The following is a 24,448-nucleotide window of genomic DNA, read 5'->3' on the forward strand; positions in this document are numbered from 1 at the left end:
GCGGGCGCGGCGTGTGCCCACATGGCGGTGGGGTGCGCGGGCGCGGCGTGTGCCCACATGGCGGTGGGTGCGCGGGCGCGGCGTGTGCCCACACGGGGTGGGACGAAGCCCAGGGGGTGCGGGTCCCGCCCCCTGGGCCCAGGGCCCGTGGCGAGGCCCCGGGGGTGCGGGTTCCGGGGCGGGGCCCAGGGCGCGGGGGCCCGGGGCCCCGCCACGGGGGCCCCGGGGGTGCGGGCCCCGGCACCTGCCCAGGGGCCCCGGTGTCAGGGGGATTCGCGGGGGGTTCGGCGGAGGGTTGCCAGGGCACGGGACGTTGCCGCGTCGCGCGCGATCGACCACTTCGTCGTCGTCTCCGACCAGCGCGCCGCCACCGACCACCGCAGCCGCGCCGTCGAGCGGGGAACCAGCAGTGCGCGAAGGCGCGTTCGGCGGTCCGCCGCCGCGTGGAAGCCCGCCCGGACCCGGGCCGCCTCCTCCGCCAGACCCGAAGCCGTCCGCGGGTTCGGCGCGTACAGCGCCTCCTCCACCGCCCGTGCCACCCGGTGCACCGCGTCCGCCGCCTCGCCGCCCGGCTCACCCAGGCGAACGATCCGGGCCGCCGTACGCCTCGGCGTCTGCGACTCGTCCGGTTCGACGCCGTAGTCCCAGGCCGTGTCGATGATCTCCTGCCAGACCGCGAGCGTCCGCGCCGCCGTCTCCTCCGGGCCGCGCGCCCCGGTCGCCCCGGCCGGACCCAGCCGTCGGGCCCGTACCCGCGTCCGCCACAGGAGCGGGAGGAGGGGGACGGCGAGGACCGCCAGGGCTCCGACGACGATCAGGACCACCATCAGGGGGTTGGGGCCGCCGCCGGACGACTCCGCGCCGGCCACCGCCTCCTCCGGGCCGCAGTCGCCGAGCCGACGCTGCTGCGGGGTGCAGCTCTCCGAGGCGCTCGGCGCGGCGGACGGCTGCGCCGAGGCGCTCTGCTCCGGCTGGGCGGGACCGGTGGCCGCACCCGAGGGCGTCCGGTCCTGGGTGTACGAGGGGGTGGAGCCCCGCGAGGGGGTCGGCTCGAACCGCGTCCAGCCCGCACCCTCGAAGTACAGCTCGGGCCACGCGTGCGCGTCCCTGATGCCCACCGAGACCGAGCCGTCGGCCTGCGTGGTGCCCGGCATGAAGCCCACGGCCACCCGGGCCGGGATGCCCAGGGAACGGGCCATCGCCGCCATCGAGAAGGAGAAGTGGACGCAGAAGCCCTCCTTGTCCTTCAGGAAGCGGGAGATCGCCTGCACACCGGTGCCGGACTCGACCTCCACGTCGTACCGGAAGCCGCCGTCCCGGGCGAACCAGTCCTGGAGCTTCACCGCCTGCTCGTAGTCGTTGCGCGCGCCCTTGGTGACCTGGAGCGCCGTCGCCTTCACATCGGCCGGCAGCGAGGCCGGGACCCGGGTGTACTCGCGCCGGAGCTTCTCCGGGGCGTCCCCGGCCGCGGCCAGCTGCCCCGGCGTCGGCTGTACGTCCAGGCTGGAGACGGTGTAGCGGGTGCCCTTGGTGGTCTGCTTGTCGTCGCCGACGAGCATCCGGCCGGCCGGCTCGTACCGCCAGCGGCCGTCGATGTCGACCCGGCCCGCCGGGTACGGCATCGGCAGCCACTTCTGCTCGTACCCCTCGGAGGCGACGAAGTTGCTGGTCACCTCCGTGATCCGGACGCTCTGGGAGAGGCCGTCCGGCCAGGGGAGCTGCTTGGGCACGGCCTCGATGGGGCGGACCGAGGACTTCCACGAGGTGCCGTCGAACTGGTCGAGCGCGACGAGCCGCAGGTACATGCCGGAGGTGTCGCGGGCGTTGGTCCGGTAGCGCAGCACCTCCCGGTCCTCCTGCTGGCGCAGATTGTCCTGGAGGGAGACCAGCGGGTTCACGGCCGAGATCGTGCCGCCCAGACCCTCGCCGTCGGTTCCCGCGCCGTCGCCGTTGCCGATCAGACCGCCGGTGAAGCCGGGCAGCGCCAACGGGACGACCATGGCGACGCCCATGGCCACCGCGCCGATGCGGCGACCGGTGCGGGCCGGGGCGAAGGTGGTGCCGCCTGCCGTGCCGGACGAGCCGGGCCGGCCGGAGCGCTGGGCACTGCCGAAGACCCGGCCCCACTGCGAGAGCCGGTCGCGGCCCTCGGCGAGGAGGAGCAGCAGATAGCCGGAGGCGGCGAGGAGGAACCAGAGCCAGCCGGCGCCGCCGCCGGAGAGACCGGCCGCCACCGAGTACAGGGCGAGCAGCGGAAGACCGGCCGGGGCCGCCTTGCGGAAGCTGACCGCGAGGGTGTCCACCAGAAGACCGATGGCGACCACGCCGCCGACCAGCATGAGCCGGATGCCCTCGGTGTCCGGCGCGGGGATCGCGTACCGGCCGACGTCCTCGGCGCCCGCCGCGAACAGGTCGGCGGCGTGCGTGAAGACCTGCGGGCCGGGCAGGAACCCGAGGATCGCCTGCTCACGGGCGAAGATCACGGTCAGCGCGAGGAGCGTGACCGCGAGCTGCGCGAGCAGGGTCAGCGGCTGGGCCAGCGGTGCCCGCCGGGCCAGCGTGCCCACCCCGCTCACCAGGGCGAGGACGAAGGCGGCCGTGAAGATCCAGTTCGCCGGCTTCACCAGCGGAAGCAGTGCTCCGGCCGCCATCAGGGTGGCGCCCCAGGCGGCCAGGGTCAGCCGTGCGCGCCCGCTCATGACCATCCTCCGTAGGTGTCGGCGGCGCCGGACTCCGCGCGGACTCCGGCCGCCTGCTGCCACAGGTCGGCGAGCTTGGCCGCCGGCGGTACGGCCAGCGCCGTCCAGCCCGCCTCGCGCAGCTGCCGCACCCGGTCCTCGACGGTCCCGGCGACCGCGCCGCCGGTCAGCCAGGTCCCGGAGTCCAGGACGAAGGCGACGGCCGCGCCCGCGCGGTTCCGCATCCGGGCGGTGAGGGCCGCCTGTTCCTCGTCGAGATCGCCGACGAAGGCGACGAGCAGTCCTTCGTCGCCGCCGCGCAGCACCTCGGAGGCGCGGGAGAGACCGCCGCCCTCGGAGTGGTCGACGACCGCGAGGGTGTCCATCAGCAGACCGGCCGACTCGGCCGAGTCCTGGGCCGAACCGGCGAAGCCGTCGCTGCCCTCGCCGGACACCGGGCTGCCGGTGTCGGTGACGAGCCGGACCGCGTAGCCGCGCTCCAGCATGTGGATCAGGGCGGAGGCTGCGCCGGAGACCGCCCACTCGAACGCCGAGTCGGGGCCGGAGCCCTGGTAGGCGATCCGGCGGGTGTCGAGGAGGACGGTGCAGCGGGCCCGCTGCGGCTGCTCCTCGCGGCGGACCATCAGCTCGCCGTACCGGGCGGTGGAGCGCCAGTGCACCCGGCGCAGGTCGTCGCCGTGACGGTAGGCGCGCGGAATGATGTCGTCGTCGCCGGCGAGGGCGAGCGAGCGCTGCTGTCCGTCGCCGTACCCCGAGGCCTCGCCGACGAGCTTCACCGGCGGCAGCGCCTCGGTCCGCGGGACGACGGTGAGCGTGTCGTACGCGCTGAAGGAGCGGGTCAGCTCGCACATCCCGAAGGGGTCGTTGAGCCGCAGCTGGAGCGGGCCCAGCGGGAAGCGGCCGCGCAGGTCGGAGCGGACCCGGTAGGACACCTCGCGCCGGCCGCCCGCCTCGACCCGGTCGAGGACGAAGCGGGGGCGGGGGCCCAGCATGTACGGCACGTGGTCCTGGAGCATCAGCAGCCCGGTGGGGAGCTTGGAGACGTTCTCCATCCGCAGCTGGACCCGGGCCTCGGAGCCCGCCTCCACCCGCTGCGGGGTGAGCCGGCGGGAGGCCGCGACCCGGTAGCGGGTGCGGTGCAGCACGAGGACGCAGATCAGCGGCAGCGTGGCGAGCAGCAGCCCGACGCGCAGCAGATCGGCCTGGCCGAGGACGTACGCGCAGACGGCGGCCGCCACTCCGGCGGCGAGGAAGGAACGGCCACGGGTGGTGAGACCGCCGAGGGCGGCCCGCAGACCGCCCCGGTCGTCCTCGTCGCCCCGCTGACCGTCCGGCACGGCAGCGGTGGTCATCACAGCCGCCGGGCGCCGGGCTGCTGGCCGTAGAGCGGTCCGGCGGGCGGAGCCGCGGCCGGGACGGGGGTGCGCTGCAGGATGTCCTGGACGACCTGCTCGGCGGTGCGGCGGTTCAGCTGTGCCTGCGCCGTCGGCAGCAGCCGGTGGGCGAGGACGGGCGCGGCGAGGGCCTGGAGGTCGTCGGGCAGCACGTACTCGCGGCCGCTGAGCGCGGCGGAGGCCTTCGCGGCCCGCAGCAGGTGCAGCGTGGCCCGCGGCGAGGCGCCGAGCCGCAGGTCGGTGTGGGTGCGGGTGGCGGAGACGATGTCGACCGCGTACCGGCGTACGGCGTCGGCGACGTGGACCGCGCGGACCGCCTCGATCAGCTTGAGGATGTCGTGCGCGTGGGCGACCGGCTGGAGGTCGTCCAGCGGGGAGACCGAGCCGTGCACGTCGAGCATCTGGAGCTCGGCCTCGGCGCTCGGGTAGCCGATGGAGACCCGGGCCATGAAGCGGTCGCGCTGGGCCTCGGGCAGCGGGTACGTGCCCTCCATCTCGACCGGGTTCTGCGTGGCGACCACCATGAACGGGCTGGGCAGCTCGTAGGTCTGGCCGTCGACGGTGACCTGGCGCTCCTCCATGGACTCCAGGAGCGCGGACTGGGTCTTCGGCGAGGCGCGGTTGATCTCGTCGCCGATCACGATCTGCGCGAAGATCGCGCCCGGCTTGAACTCGAAGTCCCGGCGCTGCTGGTCGAAGATCGACACGCCCGTGACGTCCGAGGGCAGCAGGTCGGGGGTGAACTGGATACGGCGCACCGAGCAGTCGATGGACCGCGCCAGGGTCTTGGCCAGCATGGTCTTGCCGACGCCGGGGACATCCTCGATGAGGAGGTGTCCCTCGGCGAGCAGCACGGTCAGCGAAAGCCGTACGACCTCGGGCTTGCCCTCGATCACACTCTCCACCGATCTGCGCACCCGCTCCACAGTGGTGGTCAGATCAGTGAGGCTCGCTCGATCGTCATAGGTCGTCACCCGGCCCTCCTCGGCCTTCCGGAACACGGACACCTGCCCCCGTGGAATCGTCGGAGGGTGTCGCACTCCAGCATTCTTGTTCGCATGGCCGGGTCGTGTCACTTGCCCGTGGACAAGTGCGAGGGAAATGCCGGGCTTTGGGTGTTTAAGCCGGGTCGGTCGCGGGGTCGGTCGACGGATCGATCTCCCGCAGGAGGCCCGTGGTCACGTCGAAGACGAAGCCCCGTACGTCGCCGGTGTGCAGCAGGAAGGGGGAGGTCCGCACTCGCTGCATCGACTGCCGTACGTCCTGGTCGACGTCACGGAAGGCCTCGACCGCCCAGGCCGGGCGCTGGCCGACCTCCATCTCCAGCTCGTGCCGGAACTCCTCGGTGAGGGACTCCAGGCCGCAGCCGGTGTGGTGGATCAGCACCACGCTGCGGGTGCCGAGGGCGCGCTGGCTGATGGTGAGGGAGCGGATCACGTCGTCCGTGACCACGCCGCCCGCGTTGCGGATGGTGTGGCAGTCGCCGAGTTCGAGGCCCAGGGCGGCGTGCAGGTCGAGACGGGCGTCCATGCAGGCGACCACGGCGACGCCCAGTACGGGGCGTGCGTCCATCCCGGGGTCACTGAACGCGGCGGCGTACCGCTCGTTCGCCCCTACGAGTCGGTCGGTGACGGTGGAATCGGCGGTCATGGCGTCGGCGGAGGGGTGTGCGGAGGTCGACATGGTTCCGACGGTAATGGTCACAGGCCTTTCGGGCCCGCTGTGAGAGGGGACAAAGAACCGCAATGGGTCTTGTTGTGAGGTAGTCCACAGGACTGGGCGGCCCGGCCCCGAACGGGTGAGCCGTCCGGAATGTCCCGCCGGCTCTCCGGCGCCGTGCGACGCGCCAGCCGGTTGATTGACCGGCGGGTCCCGTGGACTAAAGTGACGCGAAGTTCACGGAGACAACGAGCGACTTTCCGCGGTTTCTCCCCCCGTGTGTGCGGCGGTACCTACGGCTCGGCCTTCTTACCCGCTCGCCCGTACCTCCGCGCCGGATCTGAGAGGGCGCATTGAGCAACGACCGACACGTCCCGGTCATGCTCCAGCGGTGCCTGGACATGTTGGCCCCCGCCCTGCGGCGCCCCGGCGCGGTCGTCGTCGACTGCACCCTGGGCCTCGGCGGCCACAGCGAGGCACTCCTGCAGCAGTTCCCCGAGGTGCGGCTCGTCGCCCTCGACCGGGACAAGGAGGCCCTGCGGCTCTCCGGCGAGCGGCTCGCCCCGTACGGGGACCGCGCCACCCTCGTCCACGCCGTGTACGACGAGCTGCCCGAGGTCCTCGACCGGCTCGGCCTCCCCACCGTCGACGGCGTCCTGTTCGACCTGGGCGTCTCCTCCATGCAGCTGGACGAGGCCGACCGCGGCTTCGCCTACGCGCAGGACGCCCCGCTCGACATGCGCATGGACCAGACGACCGGCATCAGCGCGGCCGAGGTCCTCAACACCTACGCGCCCGGTGAGCTGGTCCGCATCCTCCGCGCCTACGGCGAGGAGAAGCAGGCCAAGCGGATCGTCTCGGCGATCGTGCGCGAGCGCGACAAGGAGCCGTTCAGCAACAGCGCCCGGCTCGTCGAGCTCATCCGCGACTCCCTGCCGCAGGCCGCCAAGCGCACCGGCGGCAACCCGGCCAAGCGCACCTTCCAGGCCCTGCGCATCGAGGTCAACCGCGAGCTCGACAGCGTCGAGAAGGCCATCCCGGCGGCCGTGAAGGCCATCGGAGTCGGCGGGCGGGTCGTCGTCCTCTCGTACCAGTCCCTGGAGGACCGGATCGTCAAGCAGGTCTTCGCGGCCGGCGCGGCCACCACCGCCCCGCCCGGCCTGCCGGTCGTCCCCGAGAAGTACCAGCCGCGGCTGAAGCTGCTCACCCGCGGCGCCGAGCTGCCCACCGAGGAAGAGGTCGCCGAGAACCGGCGCGCCGCCCCGGCCCGGCTGCGGGGTGCCGAGCGGATCCGGGAAGACGTCCTGTGAGTACGGCGAAGGGGCCGCTCAAAGGGCGGGCCGCGCGGCTCGGACGGCTCATGCCGTCGGGGCCGAGCTCGGCGGCCCGCACCCCCTTCGTCCTGCTGGTCGTCGTGCTGCTCGGCGGTGGTCTGATCAGCCTGCTCCTGCTGAACTCGGCCCTCAACCAGGGCTCCTTCCAGCTCAACGAGCTCAAGGACAGGACCACCGAGCTCACCGACGAGGAGCAGGCGCTCCAGCGGGACGTCGACGACTACGCGGCCCCCGACGCGCTGGAGCGCCGGGCCCGCGAGCTCGGCATGGTCCCGGGCGGCAGCCCGGCCTTCCTGGGCCCGGACGGCAAGGTGCTCGGCGAGCCCTCGGAGGCGGTCGCCCCGAAGCCCTCCCCTACGCCGAGCCCGAAGCCGACGCCGAACACGGGCCCCGCCGGCTCGGCCCCCACCGGCTCGGCCCCCACCGGCACCACCCCCACCGGCTCGGCCCCCAGCGGGCTCGACCCCGCCCCGACCGCGCCGGCCTCCGCTTCCGCCGGCACCACCCCCATGCAGACAGCGCCCGCACCGCCACCCAACCCGACGAACTCCGGCAGGTGACCCGCAAGTGCCCCCCAAGGAGCCCCCGCGCCGCCGCGTCCCCGGACCCGCCCGGCCCGCGCGTCCCCGGCCCGCCTCCGCCGGGGCCCGCACGTCCCGTCCCGCCCCGCGCCCGGCCGCGAAGCGGACCGCGTCCCGGCCGCCGGCCCGCCGGCCGCGCACCATCCGGCTCGGCAGCCCCCGGCCCCGGCTGCGGCTGGTCTCCCTCGGTCTGACCCTGGTCATGACGGCCTTCGTGGTGCGGCTGCTCCAGGTCCAGGCCGTCGACGCCAGCGCGTACGCGGCCAAGGCCGACAAGTACCGTTTCCAGGAGTACACGCTCTCCGCCGAGCGGGGCGAGATCACCGACCGCAACGGCATCGCGCTCGCCGCCAGCGTCGACGCGTACGACATCACCGCCGACCCCCAGCTCTTCACGCCCGAGGTGTCCAAGGTCCCGGACGCGCCCGAGCAGGCCGCCGCCCTCCTCGCCCCACTCCTCGGCAAGGAGCCCGCGGAGCTCGCGAAGAAGCTCCGCACCCCCAAGTCCCGGTACACGCTGCTCGCCCGCAAGCAGACCCCGCAGGTCTGGAACCAGATCAAGGACCTGCGGCGCGTCTACGGGCAGAAGGCCCAGCAGTCCGCCGGCGGCACCGGCGTCAACCTCCTCGGCGGCATCCTCAGCGAGCCCAGCACCAAGCGCGTGTACCCGAACGGCGAACTCGCCGCCGGGATACTGGGCTACGTCAACGCCGAAGGCAAGGGCGCCGGCGGCGTGGAGTCGATGCTCGACCCGGAGCTCGCCGGCAAGGACGGCAAGATCCGCTTCACCCAGTCCGGCGGCCGCCAGGTGCCCACCGCGGGCTCCCAGGGCACCCCCGCCGTCCCCGGCTCCGACATCGAGCTGACCATCGACCGGGACATCCAGTGGGCCGCCCAGCAGGCCATCACCGAGCAGGTGACGAAGTCCAAGGCCGACCGGGGCTATGTCGTCGTGCAGAACACGAGGACCGGTGAGGTCCTCGCCATGGCCAACGCCCCCGGCTTCGACCCCAACGACCTCTCCGCCGCCAACGCCGCCTCGATGGGCAACGCGGCCCTCCAGGACGCCTACGAGCCCGGCTCCACCAGCAAGGTCATGTCCATGGCCGCCGTCCTGGAGGACGGCAAGGCGGCCCCCGACACCCATGTCACCGTCCCCAACCGGCTCCACCGCGGCGACCGGCTCTTCAAGGACGACATCGACCACCCGACCTGGTACCTCACCCTGAACGGCGTCCTCGCCAAGTCCAGCAACATCGGCACCATCCTCGCCACCGGCCAGCTCGGCGCCACCCAGGCCGAGTCGAACAAGGTGCTCCACACGTATCTGCGGAAGTTCGGCATCGGCAGCCCCACCGGCCTGAACTTCCCGGGCGAGACCGCCGGCATCCTGGCCAAGCCGCAGGACTGGTCCACCTCGCAGCAGTACACGATCCCCTTCGGCCAGGGCCTCTCCGTGAACGCCATGCAGGCCGCCTCCGTGTACTCGACCATCGCCAACGGAGGCGTACGCGTCGAGCCGACCCTGGTCCGCGGCACCAAGGGACCCGACGGGCGCTTCACCCCGGCGCCCAAGCCCGAGGAGTCCCGGGTCGTCAGCGAGCAGACCGCCAAGACCCTCGCCCAGATGCTGGAGTCCGTCGTCGACGACCGGGAGGGCACCGGCACCAGGGCCGCCATCCCCGGCTACCGCGTCGCCGGCAAGACCGGCACCGCCAACCGCGTCGACCCCGAACTCGGCCGCTACAAGGGCTACACCGCCTCCTTCGCCGGCTTCGCCCCGGCGGACGACCCGCAGATCACCGTCTACTGCGCCATCCAGAACCCCACCAAGGGCAGCTACTTCGGCGGCCAGATCTGCGGCCCCATCTACAAGAAGGTCATGGAGTTCGCCCTCAAGACCCTCCACGTCGCCCCCACGGGCAGCGAGCCGGCCCGACTGCCGGTCACCTTCGAACCCACCCCGTGACACTCCGGGAGCACCAGTGACAACGATCACCCCCCATTCCGGGAACCGGAAATCGAACTCCGGCGAGGCCCCGGGCTCTTTTGGCCCCCCACAGGGTGCGCCCGGTACGCTCACCGCCGTGCCACACGCTGATCAGTACCGAACCGCCCCGCCCCGGCCGGAGCAGGCCCGCCCGACACCCCTGGGCGACCTGGCCGCGCAGCTGGGGGTCGACGCCCCCGGAACCGCCGAGATCTCGGGCATCACCCACGACTCCCGGGCCGTGCGACCCGGCGACGTGTACGCGGCCCTGCCCGGCGCCCGCGCCCACGGCGCCGACTTCGTCGCCCAGGCCGCCGGACTCGGCGCCGCCGCGATCCTCACCGACCCGACGGGCGCCGAGCGCGCCGCCGCCACCGGCCTGCCGGTCCTGGTCGTCGAGAACCCGCGCGGCCGGATGGGCGAACTCGCCGCCGAGATCTACGGGCGGCCCGGCGCCGACCTCCTCCAGATCGGGATCACGGGCACCTCCGGCAAGACCACCACCGCCTACCTCGTCGAGGGCGGCCTGCGCGGCTCCGGACACCACACCGGGCTCGTCGGCACCGTCGAGATGCGGATCGGCGACGAGCGCATCAAGTCGGAGCGCACCACCCCGGAGGCCACCGACCTCCAGGCGCTCTTCGCGGTCATGCGCGAGCGGGGCGTCGACGCGGTCGCCATGGAGGTCTCCAGCCACGCCCTCGTGCTCGGCCGGGTCGACGGCTGCGTCTTCGACGTCGCCGTCTTCAACAACCTCAGCCCGGAGCACATGGAGTTCCACTCCGACATGGACGACTACTACCGGGCGAAGGCCGGGCTCTTCACGCCCGAGCGCAGCCGCCTCGGTGTGGTCAACCTCGACGACGCCTACGGCCGCAGGCTCGTCGGCGACGCGACCGTCCCGGTCGTCACCTTCTCAGCGGAGGGCCGCGCCGACGCCGACTGGCGCGCCGAGGACCTCGTCCTCGGCTCCCACGACTCGACGTTCACCGCCGTCGGCCCCGCGGGGGAGCGGATCTCCGCCACGGCCCCGCTGCCCGGCCCGTTCAACGTCGCCAACACCCTGGCCGCGATCGTCACCCTCGCCGCCGCGGGCATCGACCCGAAGAGCGCCGCCGAGGGCGTCGCCGCCGTCCCCGGCGTACCGGGCCGCCTGGAGCGGGTCGACGCGGGCCAGCCGTACCTCGCCGTCGTCGACTACGCGCACAAGACGGACGCCGTCGAATCGGTCCTGCGCTCCCTGCGCGAGGTCACCGAGGGCAAGCTGCACGTGGTCATCGGCTGCGGCGGCGACCGGGACACCACCAAGCGCGGCCCGATGGGCGCCGCCGCGGCCCGGCTCGCCGACACCGCCGTCCTGACCTCCGACAACCCCCGCTCCGAGGACCCGCTCAAGATCCTCGCCGCCATGCTCGCGGGCGCCGCCGACGTGCCCGCGGAGGAACGCGGCGAGGTGCTCGTCCTCGCCGACCGGGCCGCGGCCGTCGCGGCCGCCGTCGCCCGCGCACAGCCGGGCGACACCGTCCTCGTCGCGGGCAAGGGCCACGAACAGGGCCAGGAGATCGCCGGGGTCGTACGCCCCTTCGACGACCGCCAGGTCCTGCGCGAGGCCATCGCCGACCGCTCGCACACCCGGGCTTCCGCACCGAGCGGAACAGCCGGCCACCAGAACAGTCAGGGATGAAGCAGTGATCGCCCTCTCCCTCGCCGAGATCGCCGAAATCGTCGGCGGGCAGGCGCACGACATACCGGATCCGGCCGCCCGGATCACCGGGCCCGTCGTCATCGACTCCCGCGAGGTGCGGGCCGGCAGCCTCTTCGTGGCCTTCGCCGGTGAGCACGTCGACGGCCACGACTACGCGGAACGCGCCGTCGCGGCGGGTGCGACGGCGGTCCTCGCCGCCCGCCCCGTCGGCGTCCCCGCCATCGTCGTCGACGACGTCCAGGCGGCGCTCGGGGCCCTCGCCCGAGCCGTCGTCGAACGGCTCGGCACCGATGTCGTCGCCCTCACCGGCTCGGCCGGCAAGACCTCCACCAAGGACCTGATCGCCCAGGTCCTGGACCGGCACGCGCCCACCGTGTGGACGCCCGGCTCGCTCAACAACGAGATCGGCCTGCCGCTCACGGCGCTCCGCGCGAGCGACGAGACCCGGCACCTGGTCCTGGAGATGGGCGCCCGCGGCATCGGGCACATCCGTTACCTCACCGGCCTCACCCCACCCCGTATCGGCCTCGTCCTCAACGTGGGCACCGCCCACATCGGCGAGTTCGGCGGCCGGGAGCAGATCGCCGTGGCCAAGGGCGAGCTCGTCGAAGCGCTTCCTTCGGCCGAGGAGGGCGGTGTCGCGGTCCTCAACATCGACGATCCGCTGGTCCGCGCGATGGCGAGCCGCACCAAGGCCCGCGTGACCTTCTTCGGCGAAGCGGACGAAGCGGCCGTACGGGCCGAGAACGTCCGCCTCACAGAGACCGGACAGCCCGCCTTCACGCTTCACACACCCACCGGGTGCAGCGACGTGACCTTGCGCCTGTACGGTGAGCACCACGTGTCGAACGCGCTCGCAGCGGCCGCCGTCGCGCACGAGCTGGGCATGCCTGTCGAGGAGATCGCCACCGCGCTCTCCGAGGCCGGCACCCTGTCGCGCTGGCGCATGGAGGTCACCGAGCGTCCGGACGGCGTGACGATCGTCAACGACGCCTACAACGCGAACCCCGAGTCCATGCGAGCCGCTCTGCGCGCGCTCGCGGCCATGGGCAGGGCCGGACAGGCCCGAGGGGCTCGTACGTGGGCGGTGCTCGGCAAGATGGCCGAGCTCGGTGACGCATCGCTCGTCGAGCACGACGCGGTCGGACGGCTCGCCGTCCGGCTCAACGTCAGCAAGCTCGTGGCGGTCGGGGACAGGGAAGCGTCCTGGCTGCAACTGGGCGCATATAACGAGGGTTCGTGGGGTGAGGAGTCGGTGCACGTGTCCGACGCGCAGGCGGCTGTCGACCTGTTGCGCAGTGAGCTGCGCCCGGGGGATGTCGTCCTTGTGAAGGCTTCCAGGTCGGTCGGCCTCGAACAGGTCGCCCTGGCGCTCCTCGACACCGAGGGCGAGGTCGCCGTCCGATGAGGCAGATCCTCTTCGCGGGGGCCATCGGGCTCTTCCTGACCCTGATCGGCACCCCGCTGCTGATCAAGCTCCTCGCCCGCAAGGGGTACGGGCAGTTCATCCGCGACGACGGCCCGCGCGGCCACGCGGGGAAGAAGGGCACGCCCACCATGGGCGGTATCTCCTTCATCCTGGCCACGCTCATCGCGTACGCCCTGGCCAAGGTCATCACCGGCGAGGACCCGACGTACTCGGGCGCCCTGGTGCTGTTCCTGATGGCCGGCATGGGCCTGGTCGGCTTCCTCGACGACTACATCAAGATCGTCAAGCAGCGTTCGCTGGGCCTGCGGGCCAAGGCGAAGATGGCCGGCCAGCTGATCGTCGGCATCGCCTTCGCCGTGCTCTCGCTGCAGTTCGCGGACCTGCGCGGGCTGACCCCCGCCTCCGAGAAGCTCTCCTTCATCACGGACTTCGGCTGGTCGATCGGACCGGTGCTGTTCGTGGTCTGGGCGCTCTTCATGATCCTGGCCATGTCCAACGGCGTGAACCTGACGGACGGTCTGGACGGCCTCGCCACCGGCGCCTCGGTGATGGTCTTCGGCGCGTACACCTTCATCGGGCTCTGGCAGTTCCAGGAGTCCTGTGCGAACGCCATGACCCTGACCAACCCCAACGCCTGCTTCGAGGTGCGCGACCCGCTCGACCTCGCGGTCGTCGCCTCCGCCCTGATGGGCTCCTGCTTCGGCTTCCTCTGGTGGAACACCTCTCCCGCCAAGATCTTCATGGGTGACACCGGCTCGCTCGCCCTCGGCGGCGCCCTCGCCGGTCTCGCCATCTGCTCCCGCACGGAGCTGCTGCTGGCCCTGCTCGGCGGCCTGTTCGTACTGATCACGATGTCCGTGGTCATCCAGGTCGGCTCGTTCAAGATGACCGGCAAGCGCGTCTTCCGGATGGCGCCACTCCAGCACCACTTCGAACTCAAGGGGTGGTCCGAAGTCCTGGTCGTCGTCCGGTTCTGGATCATCCAGGGCATGTGCGTGATCGTGGGCCTGGGCCTCTTCTACGCGGGATGGGCATCGGAAAAGTGACAGAACAGCTCGACTGGAACGGCAAGAAGGTCACCGTCGCGGGACTCGGGGTGTCCGGCATCCCGGCCGCCCGCGTCCTGCACGGCCGCGGCGCGCTCGTCACCGTCGTCAACGACGGCGACGACGAGCGCTCCCGGGCCCAGGCCGCGGAGTTGGAGGCGGAGGGCATCACCGTCCGCCTCGGCGACGGGGCCACCCTGCCGTCCGGCACCGAGCTGATCGTCACCACCCCCGGCTGGCGGCCCGACAAGCCGCTCTTCACGGCCGCCGCGGAGGCGGGCGTGGAGATCTGGGGCGACGTCGAACTGGCCTGGCGGCTCAGGAGGCCCGGAGCGGCCCCCTGGCTCGCGGTCACCGGCACCAACGGCAAGACCACGACCGTACGGATGCTCGCCTCGATCCTGGAGGCGGCCGGACTGCGGACCGCCGCCGTCGGCAACATCGGGGTCTCGCTCCTCGACGCCGTCCTCGGCGAGCAGCAGTACGACGTGCTGGCCGTCGAGCTCTCCAGCTACCAGCTCCACTGGGCGCCGTCCGTCCGCGTCCACTCGGGCGCCGTGCTCAACCTGGCGCCCGACCACCTCGACTGGCACGGCTCCATGGAGGCGTACGCCGCCGACAAGGGCCGGATCTACGAGGGCAACCAGGTCGCCTGCGTCTACAACGTCGCCGACAAGGCGACCGAGGACCTGGTCCGCGAGGCCGACGTCGAGGAGGGCTGCCGGGCGATCGGCTTCACCCTCGGCACCCCCGGCCCGTCCGAACTCGGCGTCGTCGAGGGCATCCTCGTCGACCGGGCCTTCGTCGAGAACCGGCAGAAGAACGCCCAGGAGCTCGCCGAGGTCTCCGACGTCCAGCCGCCGGCCCCGCACAACATCGCCAACGCCCTGGCCGCGGCCGCCCTGGCCCGCGCCTTCGGCGTCGACGCCAAGGCCGTACGCGACGGCCTGAAGGCCTTCCGGCCCGACCCGCACCGCATCGAACTGGTCGAGGAGGTCCAGGGGATCGCGTACGTCGACGACTCCAAGGCCACCAACACCCACGCCGCGGAAGCCTCGTTGGCGGCCTACGACCCGATCGTCTGGATCGCCGGCGGCCTCGCCAAGGGCGCGACCTTCGACGAGCTCGTCCAGAAGTCGGCGAAGCGCTTGCGCGGGGCGGTCCTGATCGGCGCTGACCGGGCCCTGATCCGCGAAGCCCTGGCGCGACACGCCCCGGAAGTACCGGTGGTGGACCTCGACCGGACCGACACTGGGGCGATGTCCGAGGCGGTCCGCGAGGCGACCCGGCTCGCCCATGCGGGGGACACGGTGCTCCTCGCCCCGGCCTGTGCCTCGATGGACATGTTCACCAACTACAACAAGCGCGGCGAGGCCTTCGCGGACGCGGTCCGCGCCCTCGCCGCCACCGGGGACGCCTGACCCGACCCGTGGGAGGGTCCGGCAGGACCGGGCACGACCGGAGGGGGCAGCGACCATGCCGAGCAAGATCGCAGGGACACGCGGGCCCTCCGCCGTACGCGGCGGAGGGCGGGCCCCCGCGACCCCGCGGCGACCCCGCGGCGGAGGCCTGCGACGGCTCCACGAGCGGGCGCGGAAGGCCTGGGACCGGCCGCTCACGGCGTATTACGTGATCATCGGCGCGGGCATGCTCATCACCGCGCTCGGCCTCGTGATGGTCTACTCCGCCTCGATGATCACGGCACTCCGCTACGAACTGGTGCCCTCCTACTTCTTCCGGAAGCAGTTCTTCGCCGCGCTCCTGGGCACCGGACTGCTCCTGGTCGCCTCACGGATGCCCGTGAAGCTCCACCGGGCCCTCGCCTACCCCATCCTGGTCGGCGCGGTCTTCCTGATGGTGCTGGTGCAGATCCCGGGGATAGGGCACTCCGTCGGCGGCAACCAGAACTGGATCTCGCTGGGCGGCCCGTTCATGCTCCAGCCCAGCGAGTTCGGCAAGCTGGCGCTGATCCTCTGGGGCGCCGACCTGCTCGCCCGCAAGAACGACACGCGGCTGCTCACGCAGTGGAAGCACATGCTGGTGCCGCTGGTCCCGGGTGCCTTCATGCTGCTCGGACTGATCATGCTCGGCGGCGACATGGGCACCGCGATCATCCTCACCGCGATCCTCTTCGGCCTGCTGTGGACCGCCGGAGCGCCCACCCGGCTCTTCGTCGGGGTGCTCACGGTGGCCGGCGCCCTCGGGGCGCTGCTCATCAGGACGAGCCCGCACCGGATGGACCGGTTCCAGTGCATCGGGGCCTCCGACCCCGGCGGCGAGGGGGCCCCCTGTCTGCAGGCGGCGCACGGAATCTATGCTCTGGCGTCGGGCGGATGGTTCGGTTCCGGACTCGGTGCGAGCGTCGAGAAATGGGGCCAACTACCCGAAGCGCACACCGACTTCATCTTCGCGGTGACCGGTGAGGAACTGGGTCTCGCGGGGACGCTGTCGGTACTCGCCCTGTTCGCGGCTCTAGGCTATGCGGGTATCCGCGTGGCCGGAGGCACGGAGGACCCCTTCGTGAGGTTCGCCGCGGGAGGTGTGACCACCTGGATCACGGCTCAGGCCGTGATCAACATCGGTGCGGTGCTCGGTCTGCTGCCGATCGCCGGTGTCCCGCTCCCGTTGTTCTCCTACGGTGGGTCGGCCCTGCTGCCGACCATGTTCGCCGTCGGGCTCCTCATCGCCTTCGCGCGACAGGAACCCGCCGCGAAAGCGGCCCTGGCCATGCGCCGCCCCGGCTGGGGCAAGCGGGCCGGGGTGAGATGGAAGTCGATGCGACGGCGCGTCAAGAAGCGCCCGTCCGGAGAGCGGTGAATTTCGGTGCATGTCGTACTCGCCGGCGGGGGGACCGCCGGCCACATCGAGCCCGCGCTGGCCCTCGCGGACGCCCTGCGCAGGCAGGACCCCAGCGTGGGGATCACGGCGCTCGGCACGGAGAAGGGTCTGGAGACCCGGCTCGTGCCCGAGCGGGGCTACGAGTTGGCCCTCATCCCCGCCGTGCCGCTGCCCCGCAAACCCACCCCCGAGCTGATCACCGTTCCCGGGCGGCTGCGCGGCACCATCAAGGCGGCCGAGCAGATCCTGGAGCGCACCAAGGCCGACTGCGTGGTGGGCTTCGGCGGCTATGTGGCACTGCCCGGCTATCTGGCGGCCAAGCGCCTCGGGGTGCCGATCGTGGTCCACGAGGCCAACGCCCGGCCCGGCCTGGCCAACAAGATCGGTTCGCGGTACGCGGCAGGGGTCGCCGTCGCGACCCCGGACAGCAAGCTCCGCAACGCCCGTTACATCGGCATTCCGCTGCGACACACCATCGCGACCCTCGACCGGGCGCGCGTGCGCCCCGAGGCGCGCGCCGCGTTCGGGCTCGACCCGAACCTGCCGACGCTCCTCGTCTCCGGCGGCTCCCAGGGCGCCCGGCGGCTCAACGAGGTGATCCAGCAGATCGCCCCGGTGCTCCAGCGCTCCGGCATCCAGATCCTGCACGCGGTCGGCCCGAAGAACGAAATGCCGCGCGTCGACAACATGCCCGGAATGCCGCCCTACGTGCCGGTACCGTACGTGGACCGGATGGATCTCGCGTACGCCGCGGCCGACATGATGCTCTGCCGCGCGGGCGCCATGACCGTCGCCGAGCTCTCCGCCGTCGGGCTGCCCGCCGCGTACGTACCGCTGCCGATCGGCAACGGCGAACAGCGGCTCAACGCCCAGCCGGTGGTCAAGGCCGGCGGTGGACTCCTCGTCGACGACGCGGAGCTGTCGCCGCAGTGGGTGCAGGGCAACGTCCTGCCCGTACTGGCCGATCCGCACCGGTTGTACGAGATGTCCCGCGCCGCCGCCGAGTTCGGCCGCCGGGACGCCGACGACCTGCTCGTCGGCATGGTGTACGAGGCGATCGCCGCGCGCCGACAGGCGTAGCGCGGCGGCTGAGGGCAGGAGACGCCACGTGGCAGCCGGACCGACGACCGCGGAGAAGAGCGGCGCGAGCGAGTCGAAGAGGTCGTCGAAGGGCTCGTCGGACGGTCCGTCCCGCACGGGCACCCGGAATCGCAGGTTCCGGGTGCCCGGCACCCGGGCGCTCCTCATCGCCCTCGCCGCTCTCCTGCTCGTGGCCGGCGGGATCTGGGCGCTCTACGGCTCGAACTGGTTCCGTGTAGAACGTGTGAAGACTTCCGGCACCTCGGTCCTGACCCCGCGTGAGGTCGAGGCCGTCGCCGCCGTCCCGATGGGCGCCCCGCTCGTCACCGTCGACACCGAGGTCATCGAGACGCGGCTGCGGGAGGGATTCGCACGGATCGAGTCGGTGGACGTCGTACGGTCCTGGCCGCACGGAATCGGGCTGAAAGTGACGGAACGGAAGCCCGTTCTTCTGATGGAAAAGGGCGGAAAGTTCATCGAATTGGACGCGACCGGAATGCGGTTCGCCACCGTCGACACCGCTCCCCGCGGCGTCCCCCGGCTCGTCCTCGACAGCTCCTCCTCGCCGAGCCTGCGCCGCTTCGGCGCGGACCGGCTGCTCCGTGAGGCGGTGCGCGTCCGGGGTGAACTCCCGGCGGAAATCGTCCGGAACACTCGTGTCGTGCGCGTCACCTCGTACGACTCCGTCACTCTGGAGCTGACCAGGGGGCGCACCGTCTTCTGGGGCAGCGGTGAACACGGTCCCGTCAAGGCCCGCGTTCTCACCGCGCTCCTGAAGGCCACTCCCAAAGCGGGGCACTTCGATGTAAGTGCCCCCACGGCGCCCGCCTCGTCCGGGAGTTGACGGGTATCACCCCTGGCCAGCACCCTGGTTGGCCAGCGCTACGGGTGATCACATAGGGTGAAAAGAAAAACGGGAGGTTCGGCGTGTTCGTTGAACGTGCGCCACTTGTCGACTTAGTGTCCTGTTCGGAAGAGTCCAGCGAACAGAGACACTGGTAACCCTAAACTTCAACGTTAGGGTTCGGGTCGGCGTTTCGGACCGTCCCAATCGGCATCCGTCGTCAGCAGCGCGCCCAACCACCGCGCGGCGACGACACGTAACTCGAGGCGAGAGGCCTTCGACGTGGCAGCACCGCAGAACTACCTCGCAGTCATCAAGGTCATCGGTGTCGGCGGCGGTGGTGTCAATGCCATCAACCGAATGATCGAGGTCGGTCTCAAGGGCGTCGAGTTCATCGCGATCAACACCGACGCGCAAGCGCTGTTGATGAGCGACGCCGACGTCAAGCTCGACGTCGGCCGTGAACTCACCCGTGGCCTCGGCGCCGGGGCGAACCCGGCCGTCGGTCGCAAGGCGGCAGAGGACCACCGTGAGGAGATCGAGGAGGTCCTCAAGGGGGCCGACATGGTCTTCGTCACCGCCGGAGAAGGCGGCGGCACCGGCACCGGCGGCGCACCCGTCGTCGCCAACATCGCGCGCTCGCTCGGCGCCCTGACGATCGGTGTGGTCACCAGGCCGTTCACCTTCGAGGGCCGCCGTCGCGCCAACCAGGCGGAGGACGGCATCGCCGAGCTCCGCGAAGAGGTCGACACCCTCATCGTCATCCCCAACGACCGGCTCCTGTCGATCTCGGACCGTCAGGTCTCCGTGCTCGACGCCTTCAAGTCGGCCGACCAGGTGCTGCTGAGCGGTGTGCAGGGCATCACCGACCTCATCACCACCCCGGGTCTGATCAACCTCGACTTCGCCGACGTCAAGTCGGTCATGTCCGAGGCCGGTTCGGCCCTGATGGGCATCGGCTCCGCCCGCGGCGACGACCGCGCGGTGGCCGCGGCGGAGATGGCGATCTCCTCGCCGCTCCTCGAGGCCTCCATCGACGGCGCCCGTGGCGTGCTGCTCTCCATCTCCGGCGGCAGCGACCTCGGTCTCTTCGAGATCAACGAGGCCGCGCAGCTGGTCAGCGAGGCCGCCCACCCCGAGGCCAACATCATCTTCGGCGCCGTCATCGACGACGCCCTCGGCGACGAGGTCCGGGTCACCGTCATCGCGGCCGGCTTCGACGGCGGCCAGCCGCCGGCCCGCCGGGACAACATCATCGGCTCGGTCTCCGCCAAGCGCGAGGAGCCGGCCCCGGCGCCCCGCCACGTCGAGACCTCCCGCCCGCTGGGCGGCCTCGGCACGGTCGCCCCGCGCGAGGAGCCGGTCCAGGTTCCGGCCGAGCCCGCGCCGGCGGTCAACGAGACCCCGCTGTCGCCCGCGCCTCCGGTCGTCCCGCCGGCCCGTCCGTACGCGGACAGCCAGGCCGAAGAGCTGGACGTCCCGGACTTCCTGAAGTGATAGGACAGCGCTTCGACGCGAACGGCGCGCACTTCGCCTTCACCGACAGGTGGGGCGGGGTGAGCGCCGTTCCGTACGAGGAGCTCAACCTCGGCGGCGCGGTGGGGGACACCCCCGAGGCGGTACGGACCAACCGGGCGCTCGCGGCCGGCGCCCTCGGGCTCGACCCGGCGTCGGTGGTCTGGATGAACCAGGTGCACGGCGCGGACGTCGCCGAGGTCGAGGGGCCGTGGGCCACCGACGGGATTCCGTCGGTGGACGCCCTCGTCACCACCCGGTCCGGACTCGCCCTCGCCGTCCTCACCGCGGACTGCGTCCCCGTCCTGCTGGCCGATCCGGTCGCCGGCGTCGCGGCCGCCGCCCACGCGGGGCGGCCCGGGATGGTGGCGGGTGTCGTTCCCGCCGCGGTCGCGGCCATGATCGAACTCGGCGCCGACCCCGCCCGTATCGTCGCCCGCACCGGCCCCGCCGTCTGCGGGCGTTGCTACGAGGTTCCGGAGGCCATGCGCGCCGAGGTCGCCGAGACCGAGCCCGCCGCCTGGGCCGAGACGAGCTGGGGAACCCCGGCCGTCGACGTCACCGCCGGAGTCCTCGCCCAGCTCGAACGGCTCGGCGTCACCGACCGGCAGGCCAGTACGGTCTGCACGCGGGAATCCGGTGACCACTACTCGTACCGCCGCGATCGCACCACGGGGCGACTCGCGGGATATGTCTGGTTGGACGCTGTGCCCACCCGGGGGACGACCCCCGGACCCCCGCAAGGAAAGAACAGATGACGGACCGCACGTCGGAACTCGCCGAGAACCTGGCCCGGGTGGAGGCGCGCATCGCAGCGGCCTGCGCCGCGGCCGGGCGTCCGCGGGAAGAGGTGACGCTCATCGTGGTCACCAAGACCTACCCCGCGAGCGACGTGAGAATCCTGCACGGACTCGGGGTACGGCACGTCGCCGAGAACCGGGACCAGGACGCCGCCCCGAAGGCGGCGGCCTGTGCCGACCTTGATCTGACCTGGCACTTCGTGGGTCAGTTGCAGACCAACAAGGTCAGATCCGTGGTGGGTTATGCCGATGTGGTGCAGTCTGTCGACCGCTTGAAGCTCGTTTCCTCGCTCTCCGCGGCCGCGGAGAAGGAGGGCCGCGAGCTCGGCTGTCTCCTCCAGGTCGCGCTCGACGCCGAGTCGGGCGAGCGGGGTGACCGGGGCGGTGTCGCACCCGACGGGATCGAGGAGTTGGCGGCCGCGGTGGACGCCGCCCCGGGGCTGCGGCTCGACGGACTCATGACCGTCGCCCCGCTCTCCGGTCCGTACGCGGGACGGCAACGCGCGGCCTTCGACCGGCTGATGGATTTGTCGACTGCCCTGCGCGCGACCCGTCCGGCTGCGAACATGGTGTCAGCAGGGATGAGTGCGGACCTCGAGGAGGCCGTCGCTGCCGGGGCGACACACGTACGCGTCGGTACGGCGGTACTCGGAGTCCGCCCGAAGCTCGGGTAACGTCGCGAAGCAAGTCGGACCACAGCAGAAAATATGGTCATTCCGCAGAACGGCGGGACGACCCGTGGATCGCGGGCACTTGGTGACGCTGCGAATTGGCCAGTATGGCGATCCACCACAGAGCGGAGGAATCGGAGAATGGCCGGCGCGATGCGCAAGATGGCGGTCTACCTCGGCCTCGTGGAGGACGATGGGTACGACGGCCGGGGCTTCGACCCCGACGACGACTTCGAACCCGAGCTGGAGCCGGAGCCCGAGCGCGACCGGCGCCACATCGCCCCCCCGCGACAGGTGGAGCGTGAGGAACCGGTACGAGTGGTGCAGCCTCCGGCCCCCCGCGAGCCGATGTCCCATTCTGTTCCAGTACTCGCCGAAAGCGGACGTCCGGCCCGAATTGCCCCCGTGGCATCCATCACACCCGAACGTCCCAGCATGGAGAAGAACGCACCCGTGATCATGCCCAAGGTCGTGTCCGAGCGGGAGCCCTACCGCATCACCACGCTGCACCCCCGGACCTACAACGAGGCCCGTACCATCGGGGAACACTTCCGTGAGGGCACTCCGGTGATCATGAATCTCACGGAGATGGACGATACGGACGCGAAGCGACTTGTCGACTTTGCCGCCGGACTCGTCTTCGGGCTCCATGGCAGCATTGAGCGCGTGACGCAGAAGGTGTTCCTGTTGTCGCCTGCTAACGTCGATGTCACGGCGGAGGACAAGGCCCGGATCGCAGAGGGCGGATTCTTCAACCAGAGCTGAGAACACGAGAACCGGACGGACCGGTCGCGAAGCGGCCGGAACAAGTGAGAGCACGTAAGTCAGGGGAGAGGGAAACGCGGGATGGGCGTCGCACTACAGGTGATCTACATCGTGCTGATGTGCTTCCTCGTCCTCCTGATCGTCCGACTTGTCATGGACTACGTCTTCCAGTTCGCCCGTTCATGGCAACCCGGTAAGGCGATGGTGGTCGTCCTTGAGGCCACCTACACTGTCACCGATCCACCGCTCAAGCTTCTGCGGCGACTCATCCCGCCGCTGCGTCTCGGGGGCGTGGCACTCGACCTGTCCTTCTTCGTTCTGATGATCATCGTCTACATCCTGATCTCCATCGTGAGCAACTTCGCGAGGTGAATGTGGACGATACGGTCTTGCCGACTGCCGACGACTACGTAGAGGTGAAGAAGAGATGCCGCTGACCCCCGAGGACGTGCGGAACAAGCAGTTCACGACCGTCCGCCTCCGAGAAGGCTATGACGAGGACGAGGTCGATGCCTTCCTCGACGAGGTCGAGGCCGAGCTGACCCGCCTGCTCCGCGAGAACGAGGACCTGCGCGCCAAGCTGGCCGCCGCGACGCGTGCCGCCGCGCAGAACCAGCAGCAGCAGGGGATGCGCAAGCCCCCGGAGCAGCAGGATCGTCCCGTCGGTCCCGGCGCGCCCGTGCCCGCCGCCATATCCGGACCGCCGGTCCAGCAGCAGCCGCCGCAGATGGGCCCGCCGCAGCTTCCGTCCGGTGCCCCGCAGCTTCCCGCCGGCCCGATGCAGGGTGGCCCCATGCAGGGCGGCCCCATGCAGGGTGGTCCGATGCAGGGCGGCCCGATGGGTCCCGGCCCGATGCAGGGCGGCCCCATGGGTCACCCGCAGCAGCAGATGCAGCAGCAGATGCCGCCGCAGATGCAGCAGCAGCCCGCCCAGGGCCCCGGTGGCGACAGTGCCGCGCGTGTCCTCTCGCTGGCCCAGCAGACCGCCGACCAGGCGATCGCCGAGGCCCGCTCCGAGGCGAACAAGATCGTCGGCGAGGCGCGCTCGCGCGCCGAGGGCCTGGAGCGGGACGCCCGCGCCAAGGCGGACGCTCTTGAGCGGGACGCGCAGGAGAAGCACCGCGTCGCGATGGGCTCCCTGGAGTCCGCCCGCGCCACGCTGGAGCGCAAGGTCGAGGACCTGCGCGGCTTCGAGCGCGAGTACCGCACGCGTCTGAAGTCGTACCTGGAGTCGCAGCTGCGTCAGCTGGAGACCCAGGCCGACGACTCGCTGGCCCCGCCGCGTACCCCGGCCACGGCCTCGCTGCCGCCGGCCCCGTCGATGGCCTCGGCCGGCGCCGGTGCGCCGTCCTACGGCGGCAACGGCGCGATGGGTGGGGGACCGTCCATGGGCGGCGCCCCGTCCTACGGCGGCCAGCAGCAGATGTCCCCGGCGATGACCCAGCCGATGGCTCCGGTCCGTCCGCAGGCTCCGCAGCCGATGCAGCAGGCGCCGGCGCCGATGCGTGGCTTCCTGATCGACGAGGACGACAACTGACGGCGCGTGGTCGCGCGATGAGCGCGTAGCCGTCGGCAGGCTGAAGGGCCGGGCCCCCGGAATTCCGGGGGCCCGGCCCTTTGCCGTGGCGGCGTACCCCGATCGACCGGCCGCCGCCCCCACGGCCTGCGCCCGCCCGCACCGGGCCCCCGCGGCCTGCGCCCGTCCGCACCGGGCCCCCGCGGCCTGCGCCCGTCCGTGCGGGCCGCGCCCGCCCCGCCTCGCCCTCGTGCGTGCTGTGCCCGCCCCGCCCTCGTCCGGGCCGCGCCCGCTTTGCCTCGCCCCCGTCGCGGGGGCTTTTCCCGGCCGGGCCCGCGCACCCCACCGCCGTGTGGGCACACGCCGCGGCCCACGCCCCCCGCCGTGTGGGCACACGCCGCGCCCCACGCCCCACCCGCCGTGTGGGCACACGCCGCGCCCGCCGCCCCCCGCCGTGTGGGCATTCGTCCCGCTGGGGCGGGACGGGTGGGCACACGGGACGGCGCGCTCTGGCGGCGCCTCCGCCCCTTGTGCCTTGACCCGCACCACCAGTGCGCCGTGCATCGGGTTCGGGTTCAGGCG

20 protein-coding genes are annotated in these 24,448 nt (G+C 72.0%); 16 read left to right on the top strand and 4 right to left on the bottom strand.

Features of this window, described 5'->3' with window-relative positions:
- Nucleotides 1-263: 263 nt before the first annotated feature.
- The 4 genes from N5875_RS28415 to N5875_RS28430 all read right to left on the bottom strand — a co-directional run bounded on the left by N5875_RS28415 (nucleotide 264) and on the right by N5875_RS28430 (nucleotide 5,776).
- Nucleotides 264-2,699, bottom strand: coding sequence for a DUF3488 and transglutaminase-like domain-containing protein (locus tag N5875_RS28415; protein WP_338496995.1), 2,436 nt, complete (start codon nucleotides 2,697-2,699; stop codon nucleotides 264-266).
- A complete protein-coding gene (locus N5875_RS28420; RefSeq protein WP_318211240.1) occupies nucleotides 2,696-4,051 on the bottom strand; it encodes a DUF58 domain-containing protein in 1,356 nt (451 codons plus the stop codon). The genes N5875_RS28415 and N5875_RS28420 overlap by 4 nt, the downstream gene beginning before the upstream one ends.
- On the bottom strand, nucleotides 4,051-5,067 hold the full coding sequence (locus tag N5875_RS28425; protein ID WP_030314495.1) for a MoxR family ATPase: 1,017 nt from the start codon (nucleotides 5,065-5,067) through the stop codon (nucleotides 4,051-4,053). The genes N5875_RS28420 and N5875_RS28425 overlap by 1 nt, the downstream gene beginning before the upstream one ends.
- A 145-nt stretch (nucleotides 5,068-5,212) precedes the next feature.
- On the bottom strand, nucleotides 5,213-5,776 hold the full coding sequence (locus N5875_RS28430; RefSeq protein WP_338496997.1) for a carbonic anhydrase: 564 nt from the start codon (nucleotides 5,774-5,776) through the stop codon (nucleotides 5,213-5,215).
- Between the two features lie 329 nt (nucleotides 5,777-6,105).
- Between N5875_RS28430 and rsmH the strand changes: the two genes are divergently transcribed.
- The 16 genes from rsmH to N5875_RS28510 all read left to right on the top strand — a co-directional run bounded on the left by rsmH (nucleotide 6,106) and on the right by N5875_RS28510 (nucleotide 23,887).
- A complete protein-coding gene (gene rsmH / locus N5875_RS28435; protein ID WP_078944541.1) occupies nucleotides 6,106-7,062 on the top strand; it encodes a 16S rRNA (cytosine(1402)-N(4))-methyltransferase RsmH in 957 nt (318 codons plus the stop codon).
- Nucleotides 7,059-7,646 (top strand): hypothetical protein, encoded by a 588-nt coding sequence (locus N5875_RS28440; RefSeq protein ID WP_338497000.1) that lies wholly within the window; start codon nucleotides 7,059-7,061, stop codon nucleotides 7,644-7,646. Before rsmH ends, N5875_RS28440 begins: the two co-directional genes overlap by 4 nt.
- A gap of 7 nt (nucleotides 7,647-7,653) precedes the next feature.
- Complete coding sequence (locus N5875_RS28445; RefSeq protein ID WP_338497002.1) at nucleotides 7,654-9,636, top strand: penicillin-binding protein 2; 1,983 nt, start codon at nucleotides 7,654-7,656, stop codon at nucleotides 9,634-9,636.
- 118 nt (nucleotides 9,637-9,754) lie between these two features.
- Complete coding sequence (locus tag N5875_RS28450) at nucleotides 9,755-11,341, top strand: UDP-N-acetylmuramoyl-L-alanyl-D-glutamate--2,6-diaminopimelate ligase (protein ID WP_318211236.1); 1,587 nt, start codon at nucleotides 9,755-9,757, stop codon at nucleotides 11,339-11,341.
- Between the two features lie 4 nt (nucleotides 11,342-11,345).
- Nucleotides 11,346-12,770, top strand: a complete 1,425-nt coding sequence (gene murF, locus N5875_RS28455; protein WP_318211235.1) for a UDP-N-acetylmuramoyl-tripeptide--D-alanyl-D-alanine ligase — start codon at nucleotides 11,346-11,348, stop codon at nucleotides 12,768-12,770.
- Nucleotides 12,767-13,837 carry a phospho-N-acetylmuramoyl-pentapeptide-transferase gene (gene mraY, locus N5875_RS28460; RefSeq protein WP_318211234.1) on the top strand — a complete coding sequence of 357 codons (1,071 nt, stop codon included), beginning with the start codon at nucleotides 12,767-12,769 and terminating at the stop codon, nucleotides 13,835-13,837. Before murF ends, mraY begins: the two co-directional genes overlap by 4 nt.
- The gene (gene murD / locus N5875_RS28465; protein ID WP_338497003.1) at nucleotides 13,819-15,258 is read left to right on the top strand and encodes a UDP-N-acetylmuramoyl-L-alanine--D-glutamate ligase; all 1,440 of its coding nucleotides are present in this window, start codon (nucleotides 13,819-13,821) and stop codon (nucleotides 15,256-15,258) included. Before mraY ends, murD begins: the two co-directional genes overlap by 19 nt.
- Nucleotides 15,259-15,313: 55 nt before the next feature.
- Complete coding sequence (ftsW, locus tag N5875_RS28470; protein ID WP_318211232.1) at nucleotides 15,314-16,654, top strand: putative lipid II flippase FtsW; 1,341 nt, start codon at nucleotides 15,314-15,316, stop codon at nucleotides 16,652-16,654.
- Nucleotides 16,655-16,660: 6 nt separating this feature from the next.
- Nucleotides 16,661-17,755 (top strand): undecaprenyldiphospho-muramoylpentapeptide beta-N-acetylglucosaminyltransferase, encoded by a 1,095-nt coding sequence (gene murG / locus N5875_RS28475; protein ID WP_030314515.1) that lies wholly within the window; start codon nucleotides 16,661-16,663, stop codon nucleotides 17,753-17,755.
- Between the two features lie 28 nt (nucleotides 17,756-17,783).
- Entirely contained in the window at nucleotides 17,784-18,599 is an 816-nt protein-coding gene (locus N5875_RS28480; RefSeq protein ID WP_338497006.1) for an FtsQ-type POTRA domain-containing protein, read from the top strand.
- A gap of 282 nt (nucleotides 18,600-18,881) precedes the next feature.
- Nucleotides 18,882-20,096: a cell division protein FtsZ gene (ftsZ, locus tag N5875_RS28485; RefSeq protein ID WP_229314045.1), complete on the top strand. Its 1,215-nt coding sequence runs from the start codon at nucleotides 18,882-18,884 to the stop codon at nucleotides 20,094-20,096.
- Nucleotides 20,093-20,872 (top strand): peptidoglycan editing factor PgeF, encoded by a 780-nt coding sequence (gene pgeF / locus N5875_RS28490; RefSeq protein WP_338497009.1) that lies wholly within the window; start codon nucleotides 20,093-20,095, stop codon nucleotides 20,870-20,872. The genes ftsZ and pgeF overlap by 4 nt, the downstream gene beginning before the upstream one ends.
- Nucleotides 20,869-21,588, top strand: coding sequence for a YggS family pyridoxal phosphate-dependent enzyme (locus tag N5875_RS28495; RefSeq protein WP_318211229.1), 720 nt, complete (start codon nucleotides 20,869-20,871; stop codon nucleotides 21,586-21,588). Before pgeF ends, N5875_RS28495 begins: the two co-directional genes overlap by 4 nt.
- Before the next feature lie 138 nt (nucleotides 21,589-21,726).
- Entirely contained in the window at nucleotides 21,727-22,350 is a 624-nt protein-coding gene (gene sepF / locus N5875_RS28500; protein WP_030314526.1) for a cell division protein SepF, read from the top strand.
- Nucleotides 22,351-22,431: 81 nt separating this feature from the next.
- Nucleotides 22,432-22,722, top strand: coding sequence for a YggT family protein (locus N5875_RS28505; protein ID WP_318211228.1), 291 nt, complete (start codon nucleotides 22,432-22,434; stop codon nucleotides 22,720-22,722).
- 55 nt (nucleotides 22,723-22,777) lie between these two features.
- Nucleotides 22,778-23,887, top strand: coding sequence for a DivIVA domain-containing protein (locus N5875_RS28510; RefSeq protein WP_318211227.1), 1,110 nt, complete (start codon nucleotides 22,778-22,780; stop codon nucleotides 23,885-23,887).
- Nucleotides 23,888-24,448: the final 561 nt, after the last annotated feature.

The sequence above is a fragment of the Streptomyces sp. SJL17-4 genome, from assembly GCF_036826855.1.
In the GTDB taxonomy this organism is placed as follows: domain Bacteria; phylum Actinomycetota; class Actinomycetes; order Streptomycetales; family Streptomycetaceae; genus Streptomyces.

Bases quoted from the DNA above. Each gene is read 5' to 3' on its own strand.
- N5875_RS28415 (WP_338496995.1), bottom strand. From the start codon at position 2,699: ATGAGCGGGCGCGCACGGCTGACCCTGGCCGCCTGGGGCGCCACCCTG.
- N5875_RS28420 (WP_318211240.1), bottom strand. From the start codon at position 4,051: ATGACCACCGCTGCCGTGCCGGACGGTCAGCGGGGCGACGAGGACGAC.
- N5875_RS28430 (WP_338496997.1), bottom strand. From the start codon at position 5,776: ATGTCGACCTCCGCACACCCCTCCGCCGACGCCATGACCGCCGATTCC.
- mraY (WP_318211234.1), top strand. From the start codon at position 12,767: ATGAGGCAGATCCTCTTCGCGGGGGCCATCGGGCTCTTCCTGACCCTG.
- murD (WP_338497003.1), top strand. From the start codon at position 13,819: ATGGGCATCGGAAAAGTGACAGAACAGCTCGACTGGAACGGCAAGAAG.
- ftsW (WP_318211232.1), top strand. From the start codon at position 15,314: ATGCCGAGCAAGATCGCAGGGACACGCGGGCCCTCCGCCGTACGCGGC.
- N5875_RS28495 (WP_318211229.1), top strand. From the start codon at position 20,869: ATGACGGACCGCACGTCGGAACTCGCCGAGAACCTGGCCCGGGTGGAG.
- sepF (WP_030314526.1), top strand. From the start codon at position 21,727: ATGGCCGGCGCGATGCGCAAGATGGCGGTCTACCTCGGCCTCGTGGAG.
- N5875_RS28505 (WP_318211228.1), top strand. From the start codon at position 22,432: ATGGGCGTCGCACTACAGGTGATCTACATCGTGCTGATGTGCTTCCTC.
- N5875_RS28510 (WP_318211227.1), top strand. From the start codon at position 22,778: ATGCCGCTGACCCCCGAGGACGTGCGGAACAAGCAGTTCACGACCGTC.